Raw genomic sequence first — 25,704 nt, 5'->3', positions numbered from 1 at the left:
GGCCCGGGTTGCCGGGCTTGTGCCGGGAAACGCCTGATGCCCCCCTGCCGATGGGCGGCCACGGGGGGTGTCGTGTGTGTCGTTTGTGTCAGTCGTCCAGGTTGAGGCCCTGTGCGGGGTCGTCGGTGGTGAGTCCTTCGAGCTTCCGGGCCTGCTCGATCACGGTGGACAGCATCTTCAGGCTGTCGACGCTCAGGCCGTTGGCGCGCAGGGCCACCTTGCGGACGTCCTGATCGCGCATGGCGGCGAGGAGATCGATCTCGGCCCTGGTGCGTTCGGCCGCCGCGCTGTCGACGAAGTAGCCCGCCGGTACGCCGAAGAAGTCGGCCAGGGCTTTGATGGTGTGCCGCGTCGGGTTCCGCTTGGTGCCCGTGCGCAGCTGCTGGATGGCGCTCGCCGTCACCCCGCGCCCCTCCCCGGTGGCGGCCTTACGGATCCCCTCGGCGACCTCCGCGTAGGTGTACGGCCCCCGGGAAGGGGGGTGCACCTCGCGGAAGAGGTGGTCCAGGAGTTGGGCGAAGGTGGGCGACTGGTCATCCTCCATGTACACGACCTCCTTGACGTGATGCCGAGCATGTGCCCACCACAGTGTTTCTCGAAGCCTCTTGGGCTGGCACCGGCAACACTCTGGTTGACGCCGGATCGTCACTCTGGTGTACGTTATCAATGCTTCGGCGCCACTGAAGTGTCGAGAGTGGCGCGCGGCGCGCTGACCGGGTCGGGGTCGAGCTTCACGGGGGTGAGCTCGGCCGACGACCCGGCGCGCGGCCGGCCTTTTTGTGGGAGGGTCGCGCGGCGGATTGCGCGGAGAGTGGTGCGGTAGGTCGCGCCGCGAGGTGCGCGCGGGCAGGTGAGCCGGTGACGGTTGCCCGTAGCCCGTAGCCCGTAGCCCGTAGCCCGTAGCCCGTAGCCCGTAGCCCGTCGCTCGCGGGTCGGGGCGCGCTATGGTTGCGCGAGAGGCCCCGCGTCATCCCCCGTGCGCGGGGCCTCGAATTCGTGTCCGCCGCATACGGCGATGGGGGTCGGCGGTACGAGGCCGACGCGGCCACCCCGACCCTCCGCAGCGGACTACCGCGCGAGGTAGGCGTCGATCGCGGCGAGCGTGGCGTCCGGCTGCTCGATCTGGGGCAAGTGCCCCGCTTCCGCGATGACTTCGAGACGGGCGTCGGCGAAGGCGGCCGCGTACGCGGCTCCGTACGCGGGGGTCACGATGCGGTCGCTCTCGCCCCACAGGAGGAGGGTGGGTACGTCGATCTTCCGCAGGCGGTCGAGGAGTTCGGGGTCGTGCATGTACGGGTCGCCGGCGAGGGCTCGCATGGCCGTCATGTTGCCCTGACGGAGCGAGAGTTGCTCGGCGGGGACATGCGTCGGATCGACGTAGAAGCGCTCGGGGTCGTGGTAGGAGTGGGCGGCGACGCCCCGCGCGTCGAGCGCGAAGAAGTCGGTGATCGGCTCTTCCTCGACCAGTACTCCCACGGCGTTGATCAGGACCAGGCCCGTGATGATTCCGCTGCTGTCGCGCGAGGCCATCTCGGCGGCGACCCAGCCGCCGAGCGAGGAGCCGATCAGGGCGACGTCGCGCATCCGGCGCTCCTCGAGGTGCTCCAGGTAGGCCGCGGCGAGAGCGCCGATGCTGCGCAGCCGGTCGGGGCGGTGGGTCCCGTTCCAGCCGGGGTGGGTGGGGGTGATGGTGTGCGTGGACTGCGCCAGGTGCTCGGCCAGGCCGGCGACCGTGGCCGGGCCGCCGCCTCCGTGCAGGATCAGTACGGGTCGGCCGTCTCCGGCTTCGGACAGGGTGAGGGCGAGGTCCGGGCGGGCGGTGGTGGTGTGGGGCGTTGTCATGGCGGGGTCTCCAGAGTCGGCGGCTGTGCTCACGCTAACTAAAGATCTTTAACTAAGCAAGCTTAGTCGCGGGGTAAGGTGAGCCCATGCTTGGTGAATTTGGTGAATTTGGTGAACTTGGTGAACTGCAGATGCTCGGAAGAGCCGTCAAGCAGGCTCAGTACCGACAGCACCGGACCCTCGACAGCCGCCTCTCGACGGTCGGCACGACCCTGGCCCAGTGGGACGCCCTCCGGGCGATCAGCCGCTCACCCGGGGCGACCGCCCGCACGCTCGCCGCCGCGACCTTCCAGAGCGAGCAGGCGTTCGGCGCGCTCGCGGGCCGACTGGTGACCCAGGGCCTGATCGAGCGCCGCCCGGGCCGCGGGCGCCGCATCGACCACCACCTCACGCCCGCGGGTGAGGAGGTCCTGGAAGCCGGGCACCGCGTAGCCGACGAGGTCCTGGCCGTAACGTTCACGGCACTGTCCACAGCCGAACGCGCGACCCTCCTGAACCTGCTCCGAAGAATCGGAGCCGACCCGGCGGCCGACGGCAACCCGGCTCCGCCGGGGCACACCTGAGGTTCACCGCCGCCGGATCGCCGCCGGATCGCGGCCGGATCGGGGGACCGCCGCTACCCGGCGGCGCTGGCTGCAGCGCCATCCCGAGCTGCGCGACCAGCTCGGCCGTACGCGGTCCGCGGAGCCGGGGGCCGGGGGCCGGCGAGATGGGAGCGGTCGGCGAACCGCTCCCCCTCCTGCTCGCCCCGGGCGGCGTGAGGGCGGCCCTGGGCGCCGCCCTCATCGCCTGACTGCAGAACCGGCGCGGCAACCAGACCGTCACCGTCACCCTGCCCGACACCACGCAGATCACGGTGAGTTTCGAGAACGTCCGTGGACTGAGCGCGCAGGACTCGGGCGTCATCGCCCTGCAGATCGCCGCGGGCCAGCGATCCGCCGCCGTCGGTGGCTTCCGCGGCCGTCCGTCTCGGGAGCCGTACCGGCCCGGCCCGCCCCGGATCGCCCGTCATGCGGCAGAAGCCGGCCGGCGAGGTGGCGAGCCACAGTTGGAGGTCTGGGAACGACTCGCCGCCCCGTACGGTCACCCCGGTCCACCGCTCGGTGCCCCCGGCGGCGAGGGCCTGGTCGAGGCCGTGCAGCGGGGCCGGCGGGGTGTCCTCCCAGTGGATCCCGTAGCCGGACGCGCCGATCGCGACCGGTGTCTCGTCCCACTGGCCGCCCCCCCCGCATGGGTACGAAACCGCAGGGGCTGATCCCGGTCGAGTGCAGCGCGCCGTCCTGATCACGCAGCCCGACGGCGCGGGTGAACCCGCCGATCCGCAAAGGCAGCACCAGGCGACCGCCGTCGGCGAGCTGAGCAGTCCAGGCCGGCAGTACGTCGTTCGCGGCGACGGTGAGCACGAGCGCGTCGAAGCCGCCCGCCGGTACGAGATGCTCGGGCGCTCCGTGCGCGCCGTCACCCAGGACGGGCCGGACCCGCTCCGCGTACCCGGTCTCGGCCAGGAACCGTACGGTGCGCGCGTGGACGTACGGGTCGATCTCCACGCAGACCACCGACCCTTGGGGACCGACGAGTTCGGCGGCCAGCGCGGTGTTGTAGCCGCCTCCGCCGATCTCCAGCACCGTGTGGCCGAGCCGCGGATCCGCCCAACGGAGCATGAGGGCCTGCATCGCGGGCTGGGACACCGAACTCATCGACCGACCGGTGACTTCGTCGCAGACCGTGGCGACGGCCTCGTCGGAGTACGCCCGCTCCATCGGCTGCTCGGGCAGGAAGGCGTGGCGCGGTACCGCCGTGAAAACCCCTTGTAGAGCAGGGGTGTTGATGCACCTGGCCTCATTCAGGTGCCGTACGAGCCGCTCCCGCAGCCGGACCGCTGTCGGCGGCTCACCGCACTTCAGCAGTGCGCTCGTGGCGGGGCGCGGGGTGTGGTGGGCCGCGGGCACGTCGGGCAGCAGGCCCGGCCACACGACGTTCAGGGCCTGGGCGGAGGCAGCGAACAGCGGCTGGGGCAGGGACCGGAGGGCCGAGGGGGTGCGCCACTCCCACCGGGCGAACAGGTCCGGCTCCCGGACCACCGGCTCGCTTTCATACGCGGTGATCCGAGCGACCTCGGTGACCCGGGTGTGGCCATGGGGCGCGTCACACAGGGTACCCAGGAGCAGCACCGCATCGGGGCGGGCGAGCAGGCCCGCGCCTCCTCCAACTTCTTCGCCGCCGTGGCCTCGAAGGCCTCGCCCGGCTCCACCTTCCCGCCGTTAGGAACAGCTCGCATGTCTCAGAGCCGCTGTTGTCTCAGTGGATCCGTTTGAGAGATGCGCAGGGCATCCACCGGCAGGTAGCCGGAGGTGTCTCGCTGTGAGCGCAAAATTTTGCCTTGCTGTGACCTCGTGATCCATGGACGCCGTCGGATCAACATCGCCTGGTGCCTGCGTACTCATCGCGGATTATCTGGCGTGCCAATGCGGGATTGTTTCCCCGGTGGACCTGCTGAGGTGATCTTCGGCGTCATCGCGGAACCGTGGGCAGAACCACACGGTCACAGATGGACGTGCAAGTCCTGCGGCATCGGATATTGGCCAGATCTCCGGGCGGCGGCCGATTTTTGCTCTATCGCTCTCTGTAGTTGATCGGCTTCGCTTGGCACACGCTCTCCGGCCGAAGGCCGGAGAGCAGTCGCCGACTTCAGGGAGTACCTGTGACCAGCAACAAAGAAGAGACGAGCAGCGTTGCTTCCGGTGAGGAGATGCAGCAGATTCTGGTGCGGGCTGGGTCCGAGGGGCAGCCGGTTGCCGTCCGTGCGGCCAGCGCGCTCGACTTCATCCGGACCACCGAGGGGCACCTCGCTGAAGTGACCAGTGTTCTTCAGCGGATGCGGGTGCTGTCGATCCAGTCGGCGAACGGCACCTACAGCGATGAGGACCGCTCCGCGATCCAGATCGAGGTCGACCAGCTGACCGACGAGATCGCGCGCGTCGCCGATCAGGCCGACTTCAACAAGATGAAGACGCTGCGCGTGCACGTGGGGGCGAACACCAACGAGGCGCTGGCGGTGAACATCTTCGCCGCCAACGTCCAGCATCTCTTCGCCGGTGGAGCTGCCGCACCTGCCGATCAGGGTGCAGCAGCCCCGGCCGATCAGCAGGGCGGCGTAGGAGCCTCGGGCGGGGCTGCCGTGGCGGGTCCGGTGAATGTCTTGACCGCGATCGACGCCAACTCGTCCATCGCGAAGATTGACGTGGCGATCAGGTCCGTCACGGACCAGCGATCGAACCTGGGGGCGTTCTCAAATCGTCTGGAGTCCGCAATCCGTCGCAGCAGCGCAGGGTCCGCCACGGACGCCAGCGGCAAGCTACTGGAAACCATTGGTGCCGAGGCCCAGCGGGTAGCGGACAAGTCCTCGGGGCAGGCATCCGGAGAGCTGGTGGACCTCGCCCGTGCCTACGCCCGCGTGATTGAACCCGAGGCGCTCAACAGCCTCGGGAACTTCTGGCAGGCGCTGGGCGACAAACCCCGCTCGGTCAATGCAGAGTCCGCCGCGGGGTTGGCTGTACCGGTAAGCAGGAGCTTGATCGCTGGCACGTCGCAGGCGGACGTCGCCATGCTCGTCGTGCCGGCTGATGCCGGTGGCTTCGAAGGCGCCTTCTCCCGCAACTCACCGACGGGGGTGCTTGCCGCTGATGCCCGCGCCAGGCTGCTGGATGCCATCGGCCGGGAGGCCCAACTCGTTGCCGAATCCCCGGGACAGGCAGCTACCGCTCTCGCAGAACTCGCCCGCGCCTACGCCTTGGTGGCCCCCGACGCCGCGGCGATCGCCGCGCCTGCCGTCAACGTTCGTGCCGGGGAAGGGCGCCACAGCATCAGCCTCGTGGCTCACGTCCCCACCAACGGGTTCTACGTCGTGCCCACCGACGCGGATCTCGTCAACAAGGATCAGGACATGAGCTTCTCCCCGGTGGTCGGGACGCAGCTCTGATCTTGCCGCGCACCGGCGGTCCCTCGCACGTACCTCCGGAGGGACCGCCGAACCCCGACCGTCCGGGTGCACAGCGCACCGGCAGACCGAGGCGAGATCGGCAACAGCATTAGAAGATCAAGCCAGAGCCACGTTCACGTGTACGTCGGCACCTGGGAGCTCTCAGGCGTCGGTGTCGTGTTGGTGAGCCGTTCCGCCCGGCGAAGAGTGACCGCCAAGTAGGAGGCCCAGCCGGTTCTGCTGCGGTTTGCGCGCTGCCTTCTTCTTCAGCTCGATGGTTTCACGGTAGAGGTTCGCGGTCACCGTGGCGAGGGCGTCGAGTTTGCCCTGCAGCTCGCCGGCCCTCTCGTTGGCCTTGCGGAGCTTGGCCTTGAGTTCGGCGATCGTCTCATCGCGGCGGACCTCTCCAGGAGTGCGGAGGACGGGGTGGGCGACCTTGACGTCCCATTCCGCCAGGATGTCCTGGGCTCGGTGGACGGTGGCGTGGCTTACCCGGGCCTCGCGGGCCAGGTTCTCCTTCGTCAACGCCCCGTCGCTATGCAGGGGTTCTCCGGCCAAAAGCCGGGCCATGGCTTCCCGCAGCTTGTCGGCGGTCGCGGCGGACACCGGCATCAGGCGTTCTCCTTGAGTCGTTCGATCTGTTGGGTGGCGGAGCGGACCTCCGCGAGTCTGGCCAGTGCCTGGTCGCGCAGGGGCTTGGAGAGCTTCTTCTTCAGGAACTCCACCAGGTCGGCTTCCTCCATCCGCCAGATCCGTTCGTGCGACAGCGTCAGGACGGAGTTGCGGCACCGCGAGGGCTGGCAGGCTCCCAGCAGTGGTGCTTGGCCGCGCTGGGCGGGTGGGAGCTGGTTCTGGCACTCCGCGGTGGGTGCGTTCCACATGCAGTGGTTGACCGTGCCCAGGTGCAGGTCGGTGAACTCGTCCCGCAGCAGGGTGATCTCCAGCCGTTCGTCAGCGATCTGGGCTCGCAGTGCCGGCCTCTGGTCGATGGCGGTGTTGACCTTGTCCAGTCCGGCGTGGAAGCGGGCGGCGCCGGGTCCGACCGCGATGGTCTCCCCGCTGCGGCGGGCTTTGAGGAGGCCCACGAGCTTGCGGGCCGCCGCGGTCTGCAGGTCGGTGTCGAACTCCTTCACCCACTTGGCGTCGATCTGGCCGTATGCCCGGACAGGCGGTTGGCCAGAGCACGCCGCGCCGCATGCTTGAGCTGGATGCCCACCGCGATCTCGCCGTCCGGCTGCTGGCTGGCGATGATCGACATGGTCCTGCGAAACATGTGCGGGCGGACACGCCCGCTCGGTATCTCCTCCAGGCCGGTGATGTGCCGGTTGGCGTTCACCTGCGTGATGAAGAGGTCGATGTCGGCTGCAGCCTTGATACCGACGCGTCCCGCGCCCAATGCTGTAAAGAGGTGGGTGTCGTGCCAGGACAGGCGTTCGGCCACTGCCAGGGTCTGCGCGACCGGCTCGATGATCCACCAGTTCTTTCGCGGCGTCGAGGAGTCCCCCTTCACCTTGCGGGAGCCGATCGCCGGGGAACCGTAGTACTGGGTGAGTGCGCCGCGCTGGATCTCCTGAATCTCCGAGTCGCGCATGGCACTCAACGCGGCGACGAAGATGTAACAGGCTGCCCTGAGCATGTGAAGCTCCAGGATCAGCTTCCGTTCGTAGCTCACCACTGGATGAGTACCCGTCGCCAGGACGTGGAGTACGGCCTCACGCCGAAGCTGGCCTGCCCGGCTTGTGGTGTTGAAGAGGCTCATCTGCGCGGGCGTTTCAAGCACAAGCTCCTCCAACCTGGACCACACCGGCTCACCCGCACGGCCCGAGGTCGCCCCGTTGGCATGGACGGGGATGACGTTGGCCGGATTGGCCAGCCACCTGTGGAGCGTGTCGTCCAAGGACTGCCGCGAGCGCTTGAGCGACATCTGTGTAGGGAAATGCGACACCCTCCGCCTGACCTCCAGGGGACCGAGAGTTTCGACCCTGCCGGTTTCCTCGATCATCCGCAGGACCTCCGCCCGGTGCATCGCACCCTGTTTGGCGCCGCCGATCTCGAAGATCTTCTTGCTGGCGCCTCCCGTGATGCTCCGGCTGAGCAGAGCCCATATCGGGACGTCCTTCGGCTGGCCACCGGGAGTCGTGCGGGTTGAGGGGGACCAGGTTCGCGGGGTCGGCGAGCCACTGCTGCAACTGCGAGTTGGTGCTGCCCGCTCCCGGACCACGCGGCGACCGATCCTGCGTTTTCAACCGGTCCGGCTCACGGTCTCGCCGCTCCAGAATGTCTGCGGAAAATCGGTCGATGTAGGCCCAGGCCGCCCGCAGCAGCGGCCACCAGACCTCCGGCGGAATCGACGGTGTGGACAGGTTGTCGCTGGCCGCGAGCTTGGCCACCTCGCTGTCCGTCTTCCCCAGCCAGGGGTCCTCCAGCACTCCGGTGCCCGTCAGGACTCCGGAGAACCGCACCAAGCGCCGCACTGCGCCGACCGCACTGCGTACCGACTCAGGTCCGGTGCTTGAGGCACGGTGGTCGATGTAACCCTGCCAGTCCTCGGTCGCCCACATCTGCAGGTCATCCGGCATGCCTTCCTTGACCGCCCAGGCACCCAAGGTCACCAGGCAAATGCACTCCTTGCGGACTGTGGCCGGACTCCAGATCTTCCGGCCAGGAAAGATTCCCGCTCCCTCAGCGCTCGGTGGTGAGGGTTGAGCATGCAGAACGCGACCTCCCGCGCCCGCAGGTTCCAGACGGGGTCGAGCGGGAAGGAGCACTTCCACTCATGCGGCTTTCGGTTCGCCGGCCGCCTGAGGCAGTCGCAGGGCCACTCGTCGACCCGCCCGAACACCGGCCCATGAACACCGGGAATCTGCCCGGACATGGCCGTGTAGACCGGCTCGTCGTCGGCGAAGGTACGCGATGCCAGCCTGACGAGAGCGGCAGCGGAAGTGGGGTCGGTCATCGGTCGTACTCCGTTCGCATGCCCAGAGACAGGTTGAGGCGGATGTCCTGTTCCTTGATCGCCCGACGAGCCGAGGGCAGGTGTTCGGCGCACTCCTCGAACACCTCGGCCAAGGCCCTGGCCTGGCGCCCCCAGACGGCTTCCCAGACCATGGGCGGCTGGGTCAGGCGCATCTGCTCGATGTGGTCGGACAACAGCAGTTGCTGCGGCAGCTGGGTGACGAACACGACGGCGTTGCCGCAGGCCATGCACATCGCCGGCGCGACATGGCAGAGCTTGCCCGGGCTGCTGTGCGGGGAGTCCAGGGGGTCCTTGCAGTTGCTCACGCCCATGTCCAGCTCGCCGGCACTCAGCGCGGCTCCCAGCTCGGGGCTCACGCCCAGCGCCTGGGCGACCTCGGGCTCGCCCAAGCGGGACTGCGCTTGGGGGGTGACCAGGACCGGCTTGGCCGCGAGCCGGTCGAAGACGAGCTGTTGGGCGCGGTTCATCGCCGCCCCGGCCAGGACATGGGCGGTGGTGCCGTGGGCGTAGTGCCCCTGGAACACCTGAATGCTGTGGTCGTCGCCGGCCATATCCGACAAGGTGCCGCCCAGGGCGACAACCCGCGTGGTCTTCGCGGTCTTTCGCAGACGACGCGCCTCATGCGGCTCGGAGATGTCCAGGACTGTCGCACCAGACGCGTCGAGGTGCGACGCGATCCAGTGCGTGAAACGCCGCCCCGGATCAACGAACCGGGCAAAACGCGCGTCCATGGTGCTGCGGTTCTCGGCGGTCTCCACTGCGGTGAACAGCCAGGGCTCACCGCCGAATACCTCGCGTGTCAGCGCGGTGGCCTGCACCAGACGCCGCAGCAGCCCGGCGACGTCCCACTCGCCCCGACCTTCGTAGGCGAGTTCTCCAGGGCCCTCGCCCTCCTCCAATGGCCGTTCGGTCACGTGGTAGTCGGCGCGGATCCGCTCAGCCCGGATTTGACCTGGACGACGCGCACCCCCTGGGCGCTGAATTCGAGGTCCGGGACTTGAAGCGCGGCCAGTTCATCCGTGGTGCAGTCGAGCATCGCAAGGAGCAGCAGCACCCGAAACGGGTGCAGGTCCAACTCCTGGGGGAACAGAAACCCGTTCACGGCCCGCATGAGGCCGTAGCGACCGGCGAGGGCGCCCTTACTGGCCGGACGTACGTCCTGCAGTTCAACGGGCCAGTACCTGGCGTGAGGCGGAAGGCCGGCTTGGAGATCGGCGCTGGTCAGCACGCGGTGGCAAGCAGCCCAGACCAGGTTCGACAGTTCCCTCCACCCGTGCTCGCGCGGATCCCGGCCGACTGCCAAGAGCTCTCTGCCCCGGGTCAGCCGCTTCTCCAGAGCCCGGATATCAGCCTGGGCCGCGCCCTTCAGGGCCAGGCGTTCAGCGTTGGAGAACTCGTCGAACGGTTGGCTGGTGGCCTTGCGGGCGCTGGCGGGAGCCGCCGCGCGTTTGCGGAGCTTGTCCGGCACCCTCGGATCCCGCTCAGCACGGTGATGGATGAGCACCAGCAGTGCCCTGGCGAACTGCCACGGTCGTCCCGCGTCCTGCGGAAACTTCGCCAGGAGATCGTTCTCCCAGGCGTAGATGACCTCGGTGAGGTCGATGCGGTCATCGTCCAGGCGGGCATCGGCCGGGTCCAGGCCCGACGCGATCAGATGCGGGCCGGCGAACTTCGCGAACGCGCGAACAGCCCCCGAATAGCCGTCGCTGTTCTTCAATGCCGCCTTGTGGTGGTAGTCGAGCCAGGCGTCGGCCAGCTGTGCAGCCAGCGCCGGGCAGTCGTAGTCGCCCGGATCGATCCGGCTGGCCGCCAGCCGGCCCCGTTTCACCTCTGTCAGCTCCCGCACTCCAATGCGGTCGACTTCGCGTACGGCCGCGGCCCGCGGCCGAATGGCGGCTGATTGGGGGCGGCGCTCTCCTCGGCGCGGCATCAGGCGGCCCAGCCGGAGGCGTGGCGAGCGGCCAGGTCCGCGTAGGTGCGGTCCTGCTCGTTCCAGTCCCTGATAGCCCTCGCGACCAGCAAGTTCGTCTTTCTCTTGTACGTCAGGTAGCGCATGGTCGACTCCGGTCGGCGGTGTCCGAGGAGCCGCATAACGGTCAAGAACGGATTGCGGGACACGTGGTCGGCCGCGTAGGCCGGTGTATGGCCGGTGAGGCGGAACTGCTCGGCGTCTTGGGCGATCAGCAGCTCAGTCAGCTGTTCGAGCATGAAGATCGCGAAGGTATGGCGCAGGTCGTGGATCCGGACCCTGCTCGGCATCTCCAGGGGCAGGCCGTACTCGGCGGTGATCCGTAGCGTCCGGACGTGGGCGGCGGTGAAGACCTGTTCCCAGCGCTGGCTGCTGATCATCAGCCCGTTGCGTCCGACGAACAGTGCCATCGACTCCAGGCCGTGGTCGCCCTCGATGACCGTGATCCGTCGCAGCGGGGCCTTCATTGCCTTGACGGTGTAGGTCCGTCGGCGGCCCTCATGATTCCGCTGACTTTCATCGTGCGCAGGTTGACGTCGTCGACGACGAAGAGCTCGTCGCGTTGGCGGTGCAGGTTTCGTGCGGCCTTGCGGATGCAGCTGGCGCGCTCGGTCCGCCGGTACCAGTCCAGGTCTCGCAGCATGGCGTCCTGGACCTCGACGGTCCTGGGCAGGCCGAATTTCGCGATCGCCTCCAGCTCGACCTCGCAGGCAGAGCCGTCCCGACGCGTAGGACCGACCTCGATGTCGAACAAAGTGCTGAACTCGCGCAGGCGAAGTCCGGTCGTAATGGCCAGGTTGCCCCCGCAGCTGTTTCGCAGCGCGTGCCCGGAGCGGAACGAGGGGTCGGCCGACCCGTCGGGCAGCAGTCCGCGAAGGCCCACCCGGTCCAAGAACCACCATTGCTCGAAGGTCAGATGGCGCACATCCAGCTGGGTGGTCGACCCCCAGGCAAGAATGTCCCTGCCGTTCTTCTTCCGGTAGTACGGGCGCCGATCGAGTACCTTCGCCTCGTCTACGGCCCAGTCGTAGAAGCGGTTGATCGTGGCCCGCCGGCGCTTCCACGTTGCCGGTCCCATCGGTTCATCGCGGTACTCGGTGCAGTAGTCGCGGTAGGCGATCAGATCGTCCTCATCAGCCGACAGCACATCGGCCGGCGGGTCCAACCTGGCCAGGAAGTCGTCCAGGTCGAGGAAGTCGTAGGTGTAGTCCTGCAGGGACTTCGCCTCAAGCGTCTTGGCCAGTTCGAAGAAGAACGAACAGTGAGGCTCCCTGGGTCGCATGTCCGGCCCGAGGAAGAACGGGGTGCCGTCCTTCAGGGCCTTGTCCCGGCTTGTGTACTGAGCTCCGTCCAGACCTACCTCGGGTATTGGGTCGTAGAAACGACGTACCTTGCTGCGTGACGTGAAGAAGTAGCTCATGGGTCCTTTGAGACATCGGGATCACCATGAACATAACCAACTCCCAGCTCAGAGGCGGTATCGGGAGAAGCAGACTGAGACAGCTACAAACCCTTGGCATAACCGGCGGGAAGCTCCCACACCGCCCGCGAGGGGTTCCAGCCGAGGAGGACCTGCCCGTGGCCATTGGTGACGACGACCGCGACGCCCGCCATCGCGGCCGGTTTCGGCGCCCCCTTCTCCGCGTCGTCCGTCAGAGGCCGGAAGTCCCGGCCCTTGGCGTAGTGGGCGTGCCGGTCCTGCTCGGATGGTGTGGTGTTCACAGCTCGTGCTCCCTCTGGTCGGGCCGTTCGGAGGCGGGCGGAGGGGGTACGTACGATCTCGGCGAACCCCCATCCCGTTCGGGCAGCTCGGCGAGGCCGGTGTCGCGCATGATGCGCTCGATCGTGTCGACGAGGGTGCTGTCGGAGCCGATGACGGTTTCGAGGCCGCCGGGGAGGAGGTCGCGCTCGCGGTACCACTTACGCAGCTCCCGCTCGGTCACCTGGGCCAGGAGGTCGGGATCGGCCTTCGAGGCATGCCGGGTCAGCGTTTCCTCGATCGGGATGTCGAAGTAGTAACAGCGCGAGACGCCGCGGTGCTCGCTCAGGAGGCCGGCCAGCATGTCGCCGTACCGATCGGCTGCCAGGATGCCCTCGACCACCACGTGGTAGCCGGCGTCCAGGGCGTGCCGGGCGACCGTGCCGATCAGCCCGATGTTGGCGCCGCCGGGCACGTCACGCTCCCTCAGCACGACGCGCCTCAGGTTGTCCTGGCCGACCAGAGCCACACCGCGGCCGAACCGGTCGCGGATCCCCGCCGCGACGGACGACTTGCCCGACGCGGAGTTGCCTCGAATGACCACGAGCCGGGTTTCCTCGCTTCCCCACTCCACCGCGTCCGTGGGCGGGCCGTGCAGGAGGCGGGTGCGGTGGGGGTCCTCGTCCGTGTACGGGACGGCGTCGCCGGGCTGCTGGAAGTGCGCGGCGGCGGGCAGCCCGGCCCGGTAGGCGTCCAGGCCGGCGCGGCAGTACGCCACCATGGGCTGCGCGAGTCCCTCGAGCGGGTACCAGCCCATGCCGTCGCAGCGGTCCGGCTCCATGATCCGGGGCCACCCCGACCACCGCCGCACCTCGAAGAACACGCCGATCCGGGAGCCGGCCCCTCGGGGAGGCCGGTGGTGGACCGTGACCGCGGCGGCCACGTCCCGCGTCGCGATGACGACGCCGGTCTCCTCCCGGGCTTCGCGGATCACCGCCGCGACCATGTCCTCGCCGGGTTCGAGGTGGCCGGACGGGAGGTGCCACAGACCGGTCGCGTACACCGGTCCCGCGCGGCGCGAGAGCAGTACCTCCGGTCCGCTTGCCCCGTCGCGGCGCAAGATGAGATGGACGTCGACCGGCACGGTGTGCCGGGTCCCGCCGCTCATCGCACGGTCCCGGTGCGGTCGGTGCGGTCGGTGCGGTCGGTGCGGTCGGTGCGGTCGGTGGGGCCAGTGCGTTCGGTGGGTTCGGTAGGGCCAGTGCGTTCGGCGGGTTCGGAGGGTCCCTCGCTTTCGGCGGTCGTGCTCGGCCAGCCCAACTCGGTGTACGGGCGGCCCGCTTCGATCGCTTCGATCGCCGCGCGGGTGTACGGGACGATGGGCTCGGGAAGCTGCGCCGGGTCGAACCATCCCCACTCCAGGCACTTGTCCGGCTCGCGGACCTCCGGGGTCCCCGACCACCTGCGGGCCCGGAACACGAGCCCGATCCGGGGCTGCCCGTCGCCGTCTTCATCGAGGGTGTGCACAGTGTGTACGAGCTCGGCGTCCTCCGGGGCGATCGTCAGACCGGCCTCCTCCTCGGCCTCCCGGACCAGGCAGGCCAGCGCACCCTCCATCTCGCAGTGACCTGCCAGGAAGTGCCAGGTCCGGCCGCCGAAGGCGGCGTCGGGGTGGCGCAGCCCGAGCAGGATCCTGCCGTCCTCGCGCTGAAGGCAGAGATGGACGCCGAGTACGTTCAGTCGGGCCCCGCTGCCACCGAGTGGGGCGGCCGGGGTCTGGGTCCGTGGCACGCGGTTCACCTGCGCTCCTCCGTCCTGCTGCTCGGGGAGCCGTCGCGCGGGGCGGGCAGGCTGTCGGCGAAGGCCGCGGCCTGCACGAGGTAGGCGTTGCGGAAGTCGCCCGTCGCCGTGGTCTCGTCCATCAGCTCGGCGGAGGTGCCGGATTCGGCGACCCGCCCGTTCTTGAGGACGTGGATGAGGTCGGCGTGCCGTACCGAGTACAGCCGATGGGTAATCAGGACGATCGTCTGACCCGTGGCGGCGAGCGCCCGAATCTGGTCGAACACCTTCTGCTCCGCGACCGCGTCGAGCGCGCTGGTCGGCTCGTCGACCACGAGGATCTGTGCGTCCTTGTACTTCGCCCGACTGATCCCGATCTTCTGCCACTGGCCGCCGGAGATCTGGTGCCCGCCCCGGTATCCGCGCGCGAGGAGGGTGCCGAGCCCGCGCGGCAGCCCGGCGAGGACGTCGTCGGCTCCCGAGTACGTCGCCGCCGCCTCCACCGCCCGGTCGTCGATCGGGCGCGTGGGCCTGCCGATTCCCACGTTCACCCTGAACGTGAACGGCCACTGGTAGAAGGACTGGCTCATCAGCGCGACCCTGGCGAAGATCTGCCCGCGATCGGCCTTCGCCGTGTCCACGCCGTCCCACCAGATGGTGCCGCGGCCCTCGTCCGGCAGGTAGAGGCCTGCCAGGAGCTTGATCAGGGTGGACTTCCCCGACCCGTTCTCGCCGACCAGGGCGACCACCTTGCCCATCGGAACGGTCAGGGACACTTCGCGCAGCGTCGGCTCGGGGGTCGTCTCATCGGTACTGCCCGGGTAGGTGAAGGTGACCTTCTCGAAGCGGATCTCCGCAAGGTGCTCCGGCAGCGGATCCCCGCCCACCGGGATGGCGCGGGCCGTCGCTTCGGAGCAGAGACGCTCGAAGTCGGATACGAACAGGGACTCCTGGTGAAGCTCCGTGATCTGCAGGACGAGGTTGTCGAGACTGGAGGTACCGGTACGGATGGCGAGGACGGCGGTGCCGGCGACGGCCAGGGCCGTCGTCCCGGTCCACAGGAGCACGCCCAGTGCCCCGTACGTGAGGAGCGTGGCCAGCCCGCCGGCGGCGTCGGCGATCAGGCCGATCCGAGCCGCCTGGCGGGCCAGGCGCGTCTGCTCGCGCTCGCTGGTTTCGGCCATGTGCCGGAAGTGGCCGAGGAGGAACGGCCCGACCTCGTGGACGCGGACCTCGGCGGCGGCATCCTGCTGGGTGAGGAGCTGGCCCAGCAGGTGTCCCGCCCGGGCCAGCCTCTCGTTCGTCGTCGATCCACTGGAAAGCACGTGGCCCAGCACGCTGTTGACGGAGACCAGACCGACCGCTTGCGTGATGCCCCGGCCCAGCTCGGCGCCGAGGACGACCCGTAACGCGCGGGCATCGGCGAGGTGCGCGAGCCGGACCCCCATCGCGACCATGCGCGGCAGGTTCCTCGCCATGGTCCACAGGCCGAGCTTGAGCCAGGCGCCCTCGTGCTTCTCCCAGCCGATGTCGTAGGCCAGCTCCCCGCCGAACAGCAGCTGTTCCGAATCCGACACCTCCGCTCCTCCATGGGCCTCGTGGCCGGTTTCCTCACTCATGTCGTCCCCCTCGATGGGTCGTGCGCGTGTGTGGCGATGTCGTCGTGAGTACTGCGTTCGTCAGCGGGCGGTAGCCGGGGCCGGGGCAGGGCGACGCGGCGGTGTCTTGTTCGATTGAGGCAGAGGCGGAATGGGAGTGGGGCGGTGTCGGCACAGGTCCTCCCTGGTTGACGCGGAACCGATCGACGGTCGAACAACACCCCGCCACCGGGTGCCGTAACGGCCCCGGAAGGGCGAAAACTTCGAACACGAATACGGGAGCGGGGTGCGGGCCAGTCCCGGCGGGCGTGGCCTCCGCCGAACTCACACGTTCGAGTGCACCGTCGGCCGCGGCACTCGATCAGGGACTTGCGCTGCCCGGCCGGATAGGGTGCCCCACCGGCGTCAGGCATGAGCAGGAGGGGGGATCGCGGTGGAGCGACGGAGGGTGATCGGCATCGGGGCGGGGCTGGCGGTCCTACCCGCCTTCTGGGTCTTGCGGCACGTGGTGGCGAGCGGGGCCAAGGGGGAGTGGCACACCGATACCGCACCGCTGGAGCGGGCGTTCCCGCTGCTGGGGCCGCTCACGGACGGCAAGTGGGTGAGCAGCCGGGACAACGACCGGGGCATACCGTCGCCGGAACTGGTGGTCTCGGGCTTCGCCCGGCTGGCACCGGGGAAACTCGCCGCGCTGACGGCGGCCCACGTCTTCGTCCCCGAGGGGCCGGCCGGGCCCGCGCATGACTTCTCCTCGTGGTTCGAGAAGCCGCTCAGGGGTGAGGGTCCGGAGAACCCGCAGTGGATCCGGTCCCACGAGCTCGACCGCGAGGGCAGTGGCTACTCCACCAGGCTGTGGTTCGACCGCCGCAGCACCACCGTCCGCTTCTGGGCTCTCAACCCGTACGGCTAGGTCGGGCGCGTAGCGCGCGGCGGGCGGCGGCGCACGTCCAGAGCCCGCCTTCCTCCTGGACCTCCGGACCTCCAGACCTCCGGGCCTCCGGGCCTCCGGTCCTCCGGGCCTCCGGTCTGGTCTGCCGGGGACCCGTGTGGTCCACTCGCGGGGTGACCGCCGTCCTCGTCAGCCTGATCGCCGTCGCCGGGACCCTGCTCGGTTCCTTCAGCACCTTCCTGTTTCAGCAGCGGACCGCGCGCAGGGCCGAGGCGGTCGCCGCCGCCGAACGGCGCCGCCAGGAACGGCTCACTGCCTACAGCGACTTCGCCGCCGCGCTGACCGAGCTCCGGCGCGCCGTCGTCACCGTCTGGCTGCGCCGCGAAGATCCCGCCGCAAGGAAGGAGGCGCACGCCGAAGCCGACCGTCTGGGCGCCCTCGCCGGAGCCGCCCTCTTCCGCATGCGCCTGGTCTCCGGACGCCCCGAACCCCTCGCCGACGCGGCCTTCGCCCTCATCGACCCGCTCTCCGAAGCCGCCGATCTCCCCGACCTGAAGACCCGCGAGACGGCGTTCGAGACCGCGCTGTCGGCCTTCATCGCCTCCGCTGCCGAACGTCTCAGTCGCTGAGGGGTGTTGGGGAAGGGCGGGTCCCGGAGCTGTCGGTATGTTGACATGTCGCTGGTTCAGCGGGGGCGCAAGCCGTCGAAGACGACATCGAAGACGCGTTCCCGGGCCGGGGCGTCGGTTCCGAGGTGGTCCATCATCGTGCTGGTGCCGACCAGCAGGGCGATCAGTTCCAGCAGGCCCAGGTCCGGGCGGACGGCACCGACCTGCTGGGCTCCGGCGAGCAGGTCGGCCAGTTGTGCCTGGATCACCATGCTGGACTCTTGCAGGGGCGCGTGCGCGTCGACGCCGGCCGCGGCGAGCGCCTGGGTGAACTCGCTCTTGCCCGAGGACTGGTCGACCACCACGCGGAAGCAGCCGAAGAAGGCGTCGGCGGGCTCGGCCTCGGCGGCCAGTCGTGCGGTCTCAGCGGCGATCGTCTCCAGCCTGCGCACCATGACCGCGCTCAACAGGGCTTCCTTGGTCGGGAAGTGCCGGAAGAGCGTGCCGACCCCGACCCCGGCGGCCTGGGCGATCTCCTCGGTCGGTACCCCGACGCCCCGGGTGGTGAACACCTCCGTGGCGACGGCCAGCAGCTTGGCCCGGTTGCGGGCCGCGTCCGCCCGCAGCGGGCGTTCCTGTGCGCCGCTCATCGCTCTCACCCTCCCCGCCGACGGCGGAGTCGCCGCCCTAGACAACCGGAGTCGTCAGTCCGTATCGTTCGTAACCTGAGTCGCTAGTCCGATTCTAGCGGCGAGTCCTGCCGGGGGTTGATCATGTCCGAAACGCTGTCGCCGCGTGCGGTCTTCCAGAGGCTGCTCGACGGCATCGCCGCGGGGCGGTTCGAGGAGCTGGCCGAGCTCTACGCGGAGGACGCCGTGGTGGAGACCGTCTACGAACCGGTCGGGCCGCGCCGCATCGAGGGGCGGGCCGCACTCAAGGAGCGGTTCCGGGCGGTCGGCGCGGCGAGCCCGCTGGAGCTGATCCCGGAGAACGTGGTGATCCGGGAGACCGACGACCCGGAAGTGATCGTCTCCGAATGGAACTACCGGGTGCACCATCAGGTGACCGGGAAGGACTTCGAGGTCGCCAACATCCAAGTGCTGCGGGTCCGGGACGGCGTGATCGTCAGCAGCAGGGATTTCCACGATCACCTGGCCCTCGTCGTGGCCGGCGGCATGCTGCCGCAGCTCGTGGCGGCGTTGGACGGCAAGTAGCGCAGCTAGCACAAGGGCGGGGCGGCGGGGCATTCAGGAGCAGGCGCGGACCGCGTCCTCCCAGGCGCCGGGACCGCGGGAGTGGTTCTTGTGCCCCGAGGCGAGCACGTGGCGCAGCTCCCCAAGGTGCCGGGTGCCCGCGGGGAGGTCCAGCTGGTCGAGGAGGAGCAGCGCGGCTGTCGGCTCCAGGTCGCCGTAGACGTCGTGGAAGCTCGCCCGGATGCCATGGAAGACGGCCGGGTGCAGGTCGGAGAGTCGTGCCGCGGCGCGGTACGTCGGCTCCTTCACGGTCCAGCGCACCGGACCGGAGTGCTCCAGGACCCGGCGGGCCCGGCGGAGCAGGGGTTCCGATCGGTCCGCCACCACTCGGTCGATGTCATGGCCGAGCACCTCGGCGAAGGCCGTCGCGGAAGTCGTGTGATCCTCGAACCAGTCCACCCACAGCGAGTAGGTGACGGCGTCCGCGTCCCGGTCCGCCTCCAACCGCCGACGGTAGCCGTCCCACAGCACGCCGGCCGGTAGGGGCCCCTCCGCGCTCTTCTCCGCGAACCGGATCTCGCACGTGACCCAGTATTCGTCGAGGAGGTCCAACAGCCCGAAAGCCAACCGCACTTGGTCGGCCGCATCCACGTCTTCGGTAAACACGTCGCAGGCCCAGGACTGGGCCACTTGGGTGGCCGTGAGCAGCTCGCCGGGCTTCTCGTCGCTCACCCAGCCATCGCGCACCTGATTGACGCCCTGATCGGCCAGCCAGCGCCTGGCCGCTTCCACGGCTCGCATCTCCATGCGGGAAGTATGACAAGCCGCGCGAGGTCCGACCGTGGGGGACGAGAGCCGGCGGCGCGATCCGCTCCGCGCGCCCCGGTGGGTCAGCCGCCCTGGCCGGCGCTGCCGATCGGGCCCACCTTGACGGGGGAGCCGGCGCCGTCCGTGACGGGCAGGGTGGCGGCGCCCGGCCAGGCGAGGGTGACCGACTTCGTCTCGTCCGGCGGGGTCACGACCAGGCCCGTGATGCGGACGCCGGAACCGCCGGAGGTGTTGAGCGGGTAGGTGACGCCGAAGGAGACCGCCGCGCCCTTCTTGAGGACGGTCGGGCCGGGGTGTTCGCCGGCGCGCTTCGCGGACAGGGACCCTGCGCTGGTCTTCAGGTCGACGCCCGCGTACTCGGAGAGCGTGCAGTCCTGACCGCCGCGGTTCTTCAGCTGCACCGCGACGGTACCGTCGGTGTCGCCGCCGATCGTGCTGTCGATCGCCGTGATCACCAGATTGTCGGTGCGGCACGTGCCGGCCTTGCCGTTCTCGCCCGAGCCGGTCCCGGCGGCCGTGCCCTTTCCGTTGGAGCCCGTCCCGGCGGACTCCTTACCGCCGCCCGGGGACGCCGGGGTGGACGCGGACGGCGACGTGGGGCGGGACGCGGAGGGCGACACGGTGGACGGGGACGACGGCGCGCCGTGTGCCGCACCGTCTTCGCCGTTCTGGCAGGCCGTGAGCGTCAGGCCGGCGGCGACGGCCAGGGCGGCGAAGGTGACCTTGTGAACGCGCATCGTTGCATCCTTCGAAGAGGAATCGGTTAGCCGGGAACCGGTAGCCGGGAATCGGGAATCGGGAATCGGTTGGCGCTTCTGATGACAAGGAGTCGCGCGGGGTGGTGAGCCGTTCCGTCGTGGTGCCCGCTCATACATTCCTGTTACACGCACAGCCGCGCGCACCCGCGCTGGGCATGCCGCCGACCAGCCGGAGCGGCGGCTCCCGGCGCCTCGCGCACCTGTTCGCGGCCACCCGTTCGCCGGGACGGAACCGTGACCCAGCGGATCTTGACCCAACTGATCCCGGCTGGGCGGGTCTTGACCGCGAAGAGGTCGGACCACGGTGCCCGCCTCCGACTAAGCTCGGGGCGGGAGCACGGGGACGCGCTTGAGGGGGGCCATGAGCCGGATCGTCGTGGTGCACGGGGTGGGGCGGCAACTCGACACCGCCGAAACCTTGTTGGCGGAAGTCGAGCCGGCGCTGCGCGGTGGCGTGGGGCTCGCCCTGCGCCGCGATCCCACGCTCGGACGGCTTGCCGACGGCGACATGTCCTGCGCCGCGTACGGAGACCTCTACCGGCAGCCGGGAACGCGAGGCGAGCCGTACTACCAGGCGGCGGACGTGGAGTTGGGCTTCGAGGCCGAACTGCTGGAGGCCTGGTGGCGGGAGGCGGCCCGACTGGACCCCCGCATCCCCGGTCCGGACGCCCCCGGACCGAACACCATCGGCCCCGCCGCCCGCGGCGGCGTCGGACGTCTCGCCGGGCGCCCCCTGTCCGTCGACTGGGTGCGCCGCGCCCTGGACGCCCTCACCCGCACGCGGTTCTTCGGCGCCGTCTCCGACAGGCTGCTCATCTCCGACCTCAAGCAGGTACGTCGCTACTTCACGGAGCCCGGGCTACGTGAAGCGGTACGGGCTCGGGCCGCGGAGCTGATCACGCCGGACACCCGGGTCGTCGTGGGCCACTCGCTCGGTTCGGTGGTCGCCTACGAGGTGCTGTGCGCGCTCGGGCCGGAGCGGCCGCCGCTGACCCTGGTCACCCTCGGTTCCCCGCTGGGTCTGGGCGGGCTGGTCTTCGACCGCCTGCAGCCCGCGCCGGAGCAGGGCGGCAGCGGGGCCTGGCCCGCCCCGGTCAAGCAGTGGACGAACGTGGCCGACAGTGCGGACGTGGTCGCGCTCGTCCGCGAACTGGCGCCCCGCTTCGGACCGGAGGTGCGCGACCTGCTCGTGCACAACGGCTCCGAGATGCACAGCATGCGCGCCTACCTGACAGCGGTGGAGACCGGGACGGCCATCGCCGAGGGGCTGGCCCGGTGACGCAAGACCCGGTGACGCACAACCCGGTGACGCACAACCCGATGGCAGGCACCCGCGCGACCGGCGCCCCCGAGGCGGCCGCCTCGACCGGGCCGCCCGCCGACGGGCTCAACCGGTACGTCTTCGCCTTCGGCACCGGGACGTTCACCGCCGATCCCCTGCTGGAGGACCTGCCCGGCGTGGACGAGGACCTGCGGCGGGTCACGGACCTCTTCTCCTCCCTCGGATACGCGGAGATCCTCCCCGAGCTCGCCCGCGCCCCCGACGCCCAGCAGGTGCGCGCCGGTCTGGAGGACTGGCTCAAGGCGGACGAACGCCGCACGGAGGACGTGCTCGTCGTGTACTACGCGGGACACGGCCTGCGCGACGACCGCCACCACCGGCTCACCTGCCGCAACAGCCGCCGTAGCCGCGTGAGCACCACCCTCGCCTCCCGCGACCTCGCGGACCTGCTGGTCGACACCGCGGTCGGGCACGTCCTCCTGCTGCTGGACACCTGCTACGCCGAACTCGGCACAGCCGAGATCGCCCGCGTCACCGGCCAGTTGGTGGACTACCGGCCCCCGGGGGCCGACGGTCTGTGGCTGGTGGCCTCGGCCCGCTCCCGCGAACTCGCTTACGACCACGCCTTCGTGACCGCGCTCGAGGCCGCGGTGCGTGCGGGCGCGGCCGGGATGCGACAGCGGTACCTGGACCTGCCGACGGTGATCGACCAGGTCAACGACCATTTCCGGGGGCACCGCCCGGACCAGTGCGCCAGCTATCACGCGGTATCCGGCCGGGCGGTCCCGCCGTTCCTGCCCAACCCGAAGTACCGGCCCGGGCTGCCGGACGAGGCGATGGACGTGGAGTCGCAGCGCGAGTGGACCGCGCACTTCGGTCCGCGGGGCCGAGGCGTGGAGTACGCGAGCGAGCCGGGGGACTGGTTCACCGGGCGCGCACGGGCCCTGGCCACGCTGGCGGGCTGGCTGCGGGATCCCGCCCACGATGCCCGGGCGCGGGTGGTCACCGGCGATCCGGGCTCGGGCAAGTCGGCTGTCCTGGGCAGACTGCTCACGCTGGCCCGCCCGGACCACCCGGAGGTACCCGCGCACCTGTTGCCGCCCTCCGGTGCGGTCACGGTCTCCGTGCACGCGCACGGCACCACCCTGGAGCGGCTCACCGCCCGGCTCGCCGACGCGTTGGAGGTGGAGGCGGACAGCCCGCCGGAGCTGCTGGCCCGCCTCGCCGAGTGCGAGGGCCCCCGGCGGACCGTGCTGATCGACGCGCTGGAGGAGGCGGGTACGGGCGTCGGCGGGCGCGAACCGCAGCGCATCGCCCGGGAGTTGCTGCGGCCGATGTCGGTCCTGCCCCACCTGCGCCTGCTGATCGGCACCCGGCGTACGATGATCCCCGAGCTGGGCCGGGCCGTCGAGGTGATCGATCTGGACGTCGACGCGTACACCGGCCGCGACGACATCGAGCAGTACGCGCGGAGCACACTCGCCGGGATGCCGGGCGGGCTGACGGCGGCGGACCGCGAGGCCATGGCCACGGCGGTGGCCCGGCGGGCGGGCCGCTCCTTCCTGGTCGCCCGGATGACCGTACGGGCCCTGCTCCACGGGGACTTGACGCCCGACCTGTCCCGCCCGGGCTGGGAGGAGGAGCTGCCCTCGGAGGTCGGGCAGGCGTTCGACGCCTATCTGGCCCGGTACGGCGAGGACGAGGAGCGGGTACGGCGCCTGCTGCGGCCCCTGGCGTACGCGGAGGGCTCGGGGCTGCCGTGGGACTCGCTGTGGGCTCCACTGGCGGCGGCCCTGTCGGGCGAGAAGTGCACCAATGACGACGTGGACTGGCTGTGGCGGCACGCGGGTGCGTACGTGGTGGAGGTGCCGGACGGTGCGGACCGGTCGGTCTTCCGGCTGTATCACGAGGCGCTGGCCGAGCACTTGCGCGATCCGCGGCGCAGCCGCGAGGACCAGCGCCGGATGACGGCCGAGCTGATCGCGTCGGTGCCGCCCCGGAGCGACGGTGACGGTCCGGACTGGGAGCGCGGACACCCGTACGTCCACGCGCACGTGGCGGGCCACGCGGCCGCCTCGGGGGACCTGGAACGCCTGCTGCGGGACCCGTGGTTCCTCGTGCACGCGGGCCCGGACGGCCTGCTGGCCGCGCTCGACGGCGTACGGAGTCCAGAGGCGCGGCGTGTCCGCACGATGTACCGGACCTCGGCCCACCTCTACCGCGACCTGCCGGTGGGCGAGCGGGCTCAGGTGCTGGCGGTGGACGCGGCCCGGTACCGGCTGGAGGAGCACCGGGCGGGGCTGGGGAAGCGACTGGACTGGACGCCGCGTTGGGCGACCGGGTCCCAGACGAGCACCCTGTACCGAGGGGAGCTGACCTCGACGGCCGGTGATCCGCTGCTCGCGGCGGAGCTGAAGGGGATGCCGGTCGTGCTCAGCGCGCAGCACGGGGGACCGGTTCAGGTCTGGGATCCGGCGCGGCAGAGCTGTGTGGCCACCCTGGAGGGGCACACCCGCAGCGTGGCGGCGATGGACTCCATCGAGGTGGAGGGCGACACCCTCGTCGTGACCGCGTCCGATGACGGAACCGTGCGCGTCTGGGACCTCGAACGCACCGCCGAAATGCGGCGGTTCGTGGTGCAGAGCGAGGCCGAGGCCGCCCGCAAGGCCGACGATGGGGACGTGCCGATCGCCGTGGCAGGTCTGGCGTGCATCCGGTCCCGCGGCGAGGTGCTGATCGTCGGGTGCGCCCCGGACGGGTCGGCCTGGGCCCGGGAACTGTTCTCCGGAGAGGTCAGGCGAACCCTTCCGAGGCGGTCCGGGTCAAGTGCGCACCGGCTTCCCGTCCTCTGCGTGGACCTGCAGGGGGTCGCCACCGCTGTGGTCGCGTTGCCCTACGGCCCGCTGCGGCGGTGGAACCTCGAATCCGGGGAGTGCGATGACCTCCACGACTCCGATGACCACGAGGCCGTGGCACATCTCGTCCAGGACGGCCGCGCGTTCGTGGCCCTGGGCTCCCGCCACGGCGAGCTTGAGTTCCGTGACCTGGCGACGGACACCGTCGTCTCCTCCTGGCCCACCGGGTCGGGCTGGATCTCGGCCCTCGCGTTCACCGAGCTCGACGGCCGCGTGGCCATGGTGACGGGCGGCGCGGACGGTTCGATGGAGCTGAGGGAGCGGCACGACGGCCGGCCGCTCGCGCGGCTGAACGGCCATGCGGGCTGGGTGCATTCCATCGTGACGACACGTGTGGACGGTCGGCCGGTGTGCGCCAGCTCCACCATGGACGGATCCGTCCGGCTGTGGAGCCTGGAGGAGCAATTCGGGGAGGTTCAGGCTCCGGGCCATACCAGCGCGGTGAGGGCGGTCGTGTGCACGGTGCTGGACGGGGCCGCTGTCGCGGTGTCCGCGAGCAGCGACCACACGGCACGCGTCTGGGACGTGGCCTCCGGAAGGATGCTGCATCGTCTCGAAGGACACACCGGCTGGGTGAACAAGGTGTGCTGTGCGACGGTCTCCGGTGCGCCGGTCGCCGTGACCAGTGGCGACGACGACACCGTACGCGTGTGGAATCTCGCGGACGGATCGGAGCGCACGAGGATCGAGGCGGGTCCTGCGGGTGTGCACGTGTCGGCCTGCGGTCACCTCGATGGGGCTCCCGTCGCCCTGCTCGGGACGAACGACTACGACAGGTCGTGGAGCGGCATCTGGAACCTGGAAACCCTGCGGATCAGCGGGGCCTTCGAGGCCCATACCTACGACTCCGCCTCGGACTGGGTCCTCGTGGACGGACGGCTTCTGGTCGTGATCGCGGAGTACGGTCCGCCCTGGCCGACCGGGCGGCGGACAGGGCTCTGGGACCCCGCCGACGGGACGCGGGTGGGTGACTTCGAAGGCCTGACCGATCAGATCAACGGTTTGGCCTGGGGCACTGACGGACGCGACCCGGTGATGCTGGCGGCCACTGCCCGCAGCGGCGCCCAGGTGTGGGACCTGCGGACCCGGCGGCTGCGTCACCGGCTCGGCGGCGGCTGGGTATCCGATGTGGAACTCGGCCTGCTGGACGGGGTGCCGGTGGCCGTCACCGCCACCCGTGACACCGTGGGTGTCTGGGACCTCGGCAACGCCACGCTCCTGCAGGAGATCCGGCTGCCCGTCAGAGCGGGTGCCGTCGCGTTCGCCCCCGGTGGTGAGCTGGTCGTCGGTGCCGGGTACGAGGTGATCGTCTTCGAGCGCTGAAGCGCACCCGGGCGTTCGTGGGGTGGTCCGGGCATTCGCGCCGTGTGCCGCGACCGGATTGGTTA

At 70.1% G+C, this 25,704-nt stretch carries 24 protein-coding genes and 1 pseudogene; 7 read left to right on the top strand and 18 right to left on the bottom strand.

The window, feature by feature from the left end; genetic code table 11:
- Positions 1–88: 88 nt before the first annotated feature.
- Together ABT084_RS20705 and ABT084_RS20700 are read right to left on the bottom strand one after the other, a co-directional pair.
- Complete coding sequence (locus tag ABT084_RS20705; RefSeq protein WP_351045817.1) at positions 89–544, bottom strand: helix-turn-helix domain-containing protein; 456 nt, start codon at positions 542–544, stop codon at positions 89–91.
- Between the two features lie 524 nt (positions 545–1,068).
- Positions 1,069–1,842, bottom strand: a complete 774-nt coding sequence (locus ABT084_RS20700) for an alpha/beta fold hydrolase (RefSeq protein ID WP_351045816.1) — start codon at positions 1,840–1,842, stop codon at positions 1,069–1,071.
- Positions 1,843–1,973: 131 nt separating this feature from the next.
- Between ABT084_RS20700 and ABT084_RS20695 the strand changes: the two genes are divergently transcribed.
- Positions 1,974–2,405: a MarR family winged helix-turn-helix transcriptional regulator gene (locus tag ABT084_RS20695; protein ID WP_351045813.1), complete on the top strand. Its 432-nt coding sequence runs from the start codon at positions 1,974–1,976 to the stop codon at positions 2,403–2,405.
- A gap of 339 nt (positions 2,406–2,744) precedes the next feature.
- Here ABT084_RS20695 and ABT084_RS20690 read toward each other — a convergent pair whose 3' ends face one another.
- A complete protein-coding gene (locus ABT084_RS20690) occupies positions 2,745–4,013 on the bottom strand; it encodes a hypothetical protein (protein WP_351045811.1) in 1,269 nt (422 codons plus the stop codon).
- Between the two features lie 530 nt (positions 4,014–4,543).
- Here ABT084_RS20690 and ABT084_RS20685 point away from each other — a divergent pair.
- Positions 4,544–5,821, top strand: coding sequence for a flagellin N-terminal helical domain-containing protein (locus ABT084_RS20685; protein WP_351045808.1), 1,278 nt, complete (start codon positions 4,544–4,546; stop codon positions 5,819–5,821).
- A 162-nt stretch (positions 5,822–5,983) separates the two neighbouring features.
- On the opposite strand, the gene ABT084_RS20680 is transcribed toward ABT084_RS20685, so the two are convergent.
- The 12 genes and pseudogenes from ABT084_RS20680 to ABT084_RS20625 form a co-directional block, all read right to left on the bottom strand.
- Positions 5,984–6,433, bottom strand: coding sequence for a hypothetical protein (locus ABT084_RS20680; RefSeq protein WP_351045805.1), 450 nt, complete (start codon positions 6,431–6,433; stop codon positions 5,984–5,986).
- The gene (locus ABT084_RS20675; RefSeq protein ID WP_351045802.1) at positions 6,433–6,954 is read right to left on the bottom strand and encodes a hypothetical protein; all 522 of its coding nucleotides are present in this window, start codon (positions 6,952–6,954) and stop codon (positions 6,433–6,435) included. The genes ABT084_RS20680 and ABT084_RS20675 overlap by 1 nt, the downstream gene beginning before the upstream one ends.
- A complete protein-coding gene (locus tag ABT084_RS20670; RefSeq protein ID WP_351045799.1) occupies positions 6,951–7,823 on the bottom strand; it encodes a hypothetical protein in 873 nt (290 codons plus the stop codon). The genes ABT084_RS20675 and ABT084_RS20670 overlap by 4 nt, the downstream gene beginning before the upstream one ends.
- 950 nt (positions 7,824–8,773) lie before the next feature.
- Complete coding sequence (locus tag ABT084_RS20665) at positions 8,774–9,712, bottom strand: hypothetical protein (protein WP_351045797.1); 939 nt, start codon at positions 9,710–9,712, stop codon at positions 8,774–8,776.
- Positions 9,709–10,644, bottom strand: coding sequence for a hypothetical protein (locus ABT084_RS20660; RefSeq protein WP_351045796.1), 936 nt, complete (start codon positions 10,642–10,644; stop codon positions 9,709–9,711). Before ABT084_RS20660 ends, ABT084_RS20665 begins: the two co-directional genes overlap by 4 nt.
- A gap of 83 nt (positions 10,645–10,727) precedes the next feature.
- Positions 10,728–11,234 (bottom strand): site-specific integrase, encoded by a 507-nt coding sequence (locus tag ABT084_RS20655; protein ID WP_351045793.1) that lies wholly within the window; start codon positions 11,232–11,234, stop codon positions 10,728–10,730.
- Entirely contained in the window at positions 11,231–12,187 is a 957-nt protein-coding gene (locus tag ABT084_RS20650) for a site-specific integrase (RefSeq protein WP_351045790.1), read from the bottom strand. Before ABT084_RS20650 ends, ABT084_RS20655 begins: the two co-directional genes overlap by 4 nt.
- A gap of 83 nt (positions 12,188–12,270) precedes the next feature.
- The gene (locus ABT084_RS20645; protein WP_351045788.1) at positions 12,271–12,489 is read right to left on the bottom strand and encodes a hypothetical protein; all 219 of its coding nucleotides are present in this window, start codon (positions 12,487–12,489) and stop codon (positions 12,271–12,273) included.
- Positions 12,486–13,124 (bottom strand): AAA family ATPase, encoded by a 639-nt coding sequence (locus ABT084_RS20640; RefSeq protein WP_502968984.1) that lies wholly within the window; start codon positions 13,122–13,124, stop codon positions 12,486–12,488. Before ABT084_RS20640 ends, ABT084_RS20645 begins: the two co-directional genes overlap by 4 nt.
- 141 nt (positions 13,125–13,265) lie before the next feature.
- Positions 13,266–13,634, bottom strand: a pseudogene (locus ABT084_RS20635) (NUDIX domain-containing protein); the annotation flags it as partial.
- The gene (locus ABT084_RS20630; protein WP_351045785.1) at positions 13,631–14,266 is read right to left on the bottom strand and encodes an NUDIX hydrolase; all 636 of its coding nucleotides are present in this window, start codon (positions 14,264–14,266) and stop codon (positions 13,631–13,633) included. The gene ABT084_RS20630 and the pseudogene ABT084_RS20635, both read right to left, overlap by 4 nt.
- Positions 14,263–15,864, bottom strand: coding sequence for an ATP-binding cassette domain-containing protein (locus tag ABT084_RS20625; protein ID WP_351045782.1), 1,602 nt, complete (start codon positions 15,862–15,864; stop codon positions 14,263–14,265). The genes ABT084_RS20630 and ABT084_RS20625 overlap by 4 nt, the downstream gene beginning before the upstream one ends.
- Before the next feature lie 412 nt (positions 15,865–16,276).
- Between ABT084_RS20625 and ABT084_RS20620 the strand changes: the two genes are divergently transcribed.
- Both ABT084_RS20620 and kilB read left to right on the top strand, forming a co-directional pair.
- Positions 16,277–16,753, top strand: coding sequence for a hypothetical protein (locus ABT084_RS20620; RefSeq protein WP_351045779.1), 477 nt, complete (start codon positions 16,277–16,279; stop codon positions 16,751–16,753).
- 152 nt (positions 16,754–16,905) lie between these two features.
- Complete coding sequence (gene kilB / locus ABT084_RS20615; RefSeq protein WP_351045776.1) at positions 16,906–17,361, top strand: plasmid transfer protein KilB; 456 nt, start codon at positions 16,906–16,908, stop codon at positions 17,359–17,361.
- A 56-nt stretch (positions 17,362–17,417) separates the two neighbouring features.
- Here kilB and ABT084_RS20610 read toward each other — a convergent pair whose 3' ends face one another.
- Positions 17,418–17,990 carry a TetR/AcrR family transcriptional regulator gene (locus ABT084_RS20610; RefSeq protein WP_351045773.1) on the bottom strand — a complete coding sequence of 191 codons (573 nt, stop codon included), beginning with the start codon at positions 17,988–17,990 and terminating at the stop codon, positions 17,418–17,420.
- 123 nt (positions 17,991–18,113) lie between these two features.
- On the opposite strand from ABT084_RS20610, the gene ABT084_RS20605 reads away from it, so the two are divergent.
- Positions 18,114–18,554, top strand: coding sequence for a nuclear transport factor 2 family protein (locus ABT084_RS20605; RefSeq protein WP_351045770.1), 441 nt, complete (start codon positions 18,114–18,116; stop codon positions 18,552–18,554).
- A gap of 33 nt (positions 18,555–18,587) precedes the next feature.
- Here ABT084_RS20605 and ABT084_RS20600 read toward each other — a convergent pair whose 3' ends face one another.
- Positions 18,588–19,340, bottom strand: a complete 753-nt coding sequence (locus ABT084_RS20600; protein ID WP_351045767.1) for a hypothetical protein — start codon at positions 19,338–19,340, stop codon at positions 18,588–18,590.
- 83 nt (positions 19,341–19,423) lie between these two features.
- Entirely contained in the window at positions 19,424–20,098 is a 675-nt protein-coding gene (locus ABT084_RS20595; protein WP_351045762.1) for a DUF4232 domain-containing protein, read from the bottom strand.
- 382 nt (positions 20,099–20,480) lie between these two features.
- Here ABT084_RS20595 and ABT084_RS20590 point away from each other — a divergent pair, with 382 nt between their 5' ends.
- Both ABT084_RS20590 and ABT084_RS20585 read left to right on the top strand, forming a co-directional pair.
- The gene (locus tag ABT084_RS20590) at positions 20,481–21,398 is read left to right on the top strand and encodes a hypothetical protein (RefSeq protein WP_351045759.1); all 918 of its coding nucleotides are present in this window, start codon (positions 20,481–20,483) and stop codon (positions 21,396–21,398) included.
- Positions 21,395–25,639: a caspase family protein gene (locus tag ABT084_RS20585; RefSeq protein ID WP_351045756.1), complete on the top strand. Its 4,245-nt coding sequence runs from the start codon at positions 21,395–21,397 to the stop codon at positions 25,637–25,639. Before ABT084_RS20590 ends, ABT084_RS20585 begins: the two co-directional genes overlap by 4 nt.
- Positions 25,640–25,704: the final 65 nt, after the last annotated feature.

It is taken from the genome of Streptomyces sp. NPDC002138 (assembly GCF_040296485.1).
In the GTDB taxonomy this organism is placed as follows: Bacteria; Actinomycetota; Actinomycetes; order Streptomycetales; family Streptomycetaceae; genus Streptomyces.
Note: the sequence above shows the minus strand (reverse complement) of the source record. Positions and strands in the feature narration are given on the sequence as shown.

Excerpts from the sequence above, each read along its gene's own strand:
- ABT084_RS20705 (WP_351045817.1), bottom strand. The coding sequence starts at position 544 with ATGGAGGATGACCAGTCGCCCACCTTCGCCCAACTCCTGGACCACCTC.
- ABT084_RS20700 (WP_351045816.1), bottom strand. The coding sequence starts at position 1,842 with ATGACAACGCCCCACACCACCACCGCCCGCCCGGACCTCGCCCTCACC.
- ABT084_RS20695 (WP_351045813.1), top strand. The coding sequence starts at position 1,974 with ATGCTCGGAAGAGCCGTCAAGCAGGCTCAGTACCGACAGCACCGGACC.
- ABT084_RS20680 (WP_351045805.1), bottom strand. The coding sequence starts at position 6,433 with ATGCCGGTGTCCGCCGCGACCGCCGACAAGCTGCGGGAAGCCATGGCC.
- ABT084_RS20670 (WP_351045799.1), bottom strand. The coding sequence starts at position 7,823 with ATGATCGAGGAAACCGGCAGGGTCGAAACTCTCGGTCCCCTGGAGGTC.
- ABT084_RS20655 (WP_351045793.1), bottom strand. The coding sequence starts at position 11,234 with ATGAAGGCCCCGCTGCGACGGATCACGGTCATCGAGGGCGACCACGGC.
- ABT084_RS20650 (WP_351045790.1), bottom strand. The coding sequence starts at position 12,187 with ATGAGCTACTTCTTCACGTCACGCAGCAAGGTACGTCGTTTCTACGAC.
- ABT084_RS20625 (WP_351045782.1), bottom strand. The coding sequence starts at position 15,864 with ATGAGTGAGGAAACCGGCCACGAGGCCCATGGAGGAGCGGAGGTGTCG.
- ABT084_RS20610 (WP_351045773.1), bottom strand. The coding sequence starts at position 17,990 with ATGAGCGGCGCACAGGAACGCCCGCTGCGGGCGGACGCGGCCCGCAAC.
- ABT084_RS20605 (WP_351045770.1), top strand. The coding sequence starts at position 18,114 with ATGTCCGAAACGCTGTCGCCGCGTGCGGTCTTCCAGAGGCTGCTCGAC.
- ABT084_RS20600 (WP_351045767.1), bottom strand. The coding sequence starts at position 19,340 with ATGGAGATGCGAGCCGTGGAAGCGGCCAGGCGCTGGCTGGCCGATCAG.
- ABT084_RS20595 (WP_351045762.1), bottom strand. The coding sequence starts at position 20,098 with ATGCGCGTTCACAAGGTCACCTTCGCCGCCCTGGCCGTCGCCGCCGGC.
- ABT084_RS20590 (WP_351045759.1), top strand. The coding sequence starts at position 20,481 with ATGAGCCGGATCGTCGTGGTGCACGGGGTGGGGCGGCAACTCGACACC.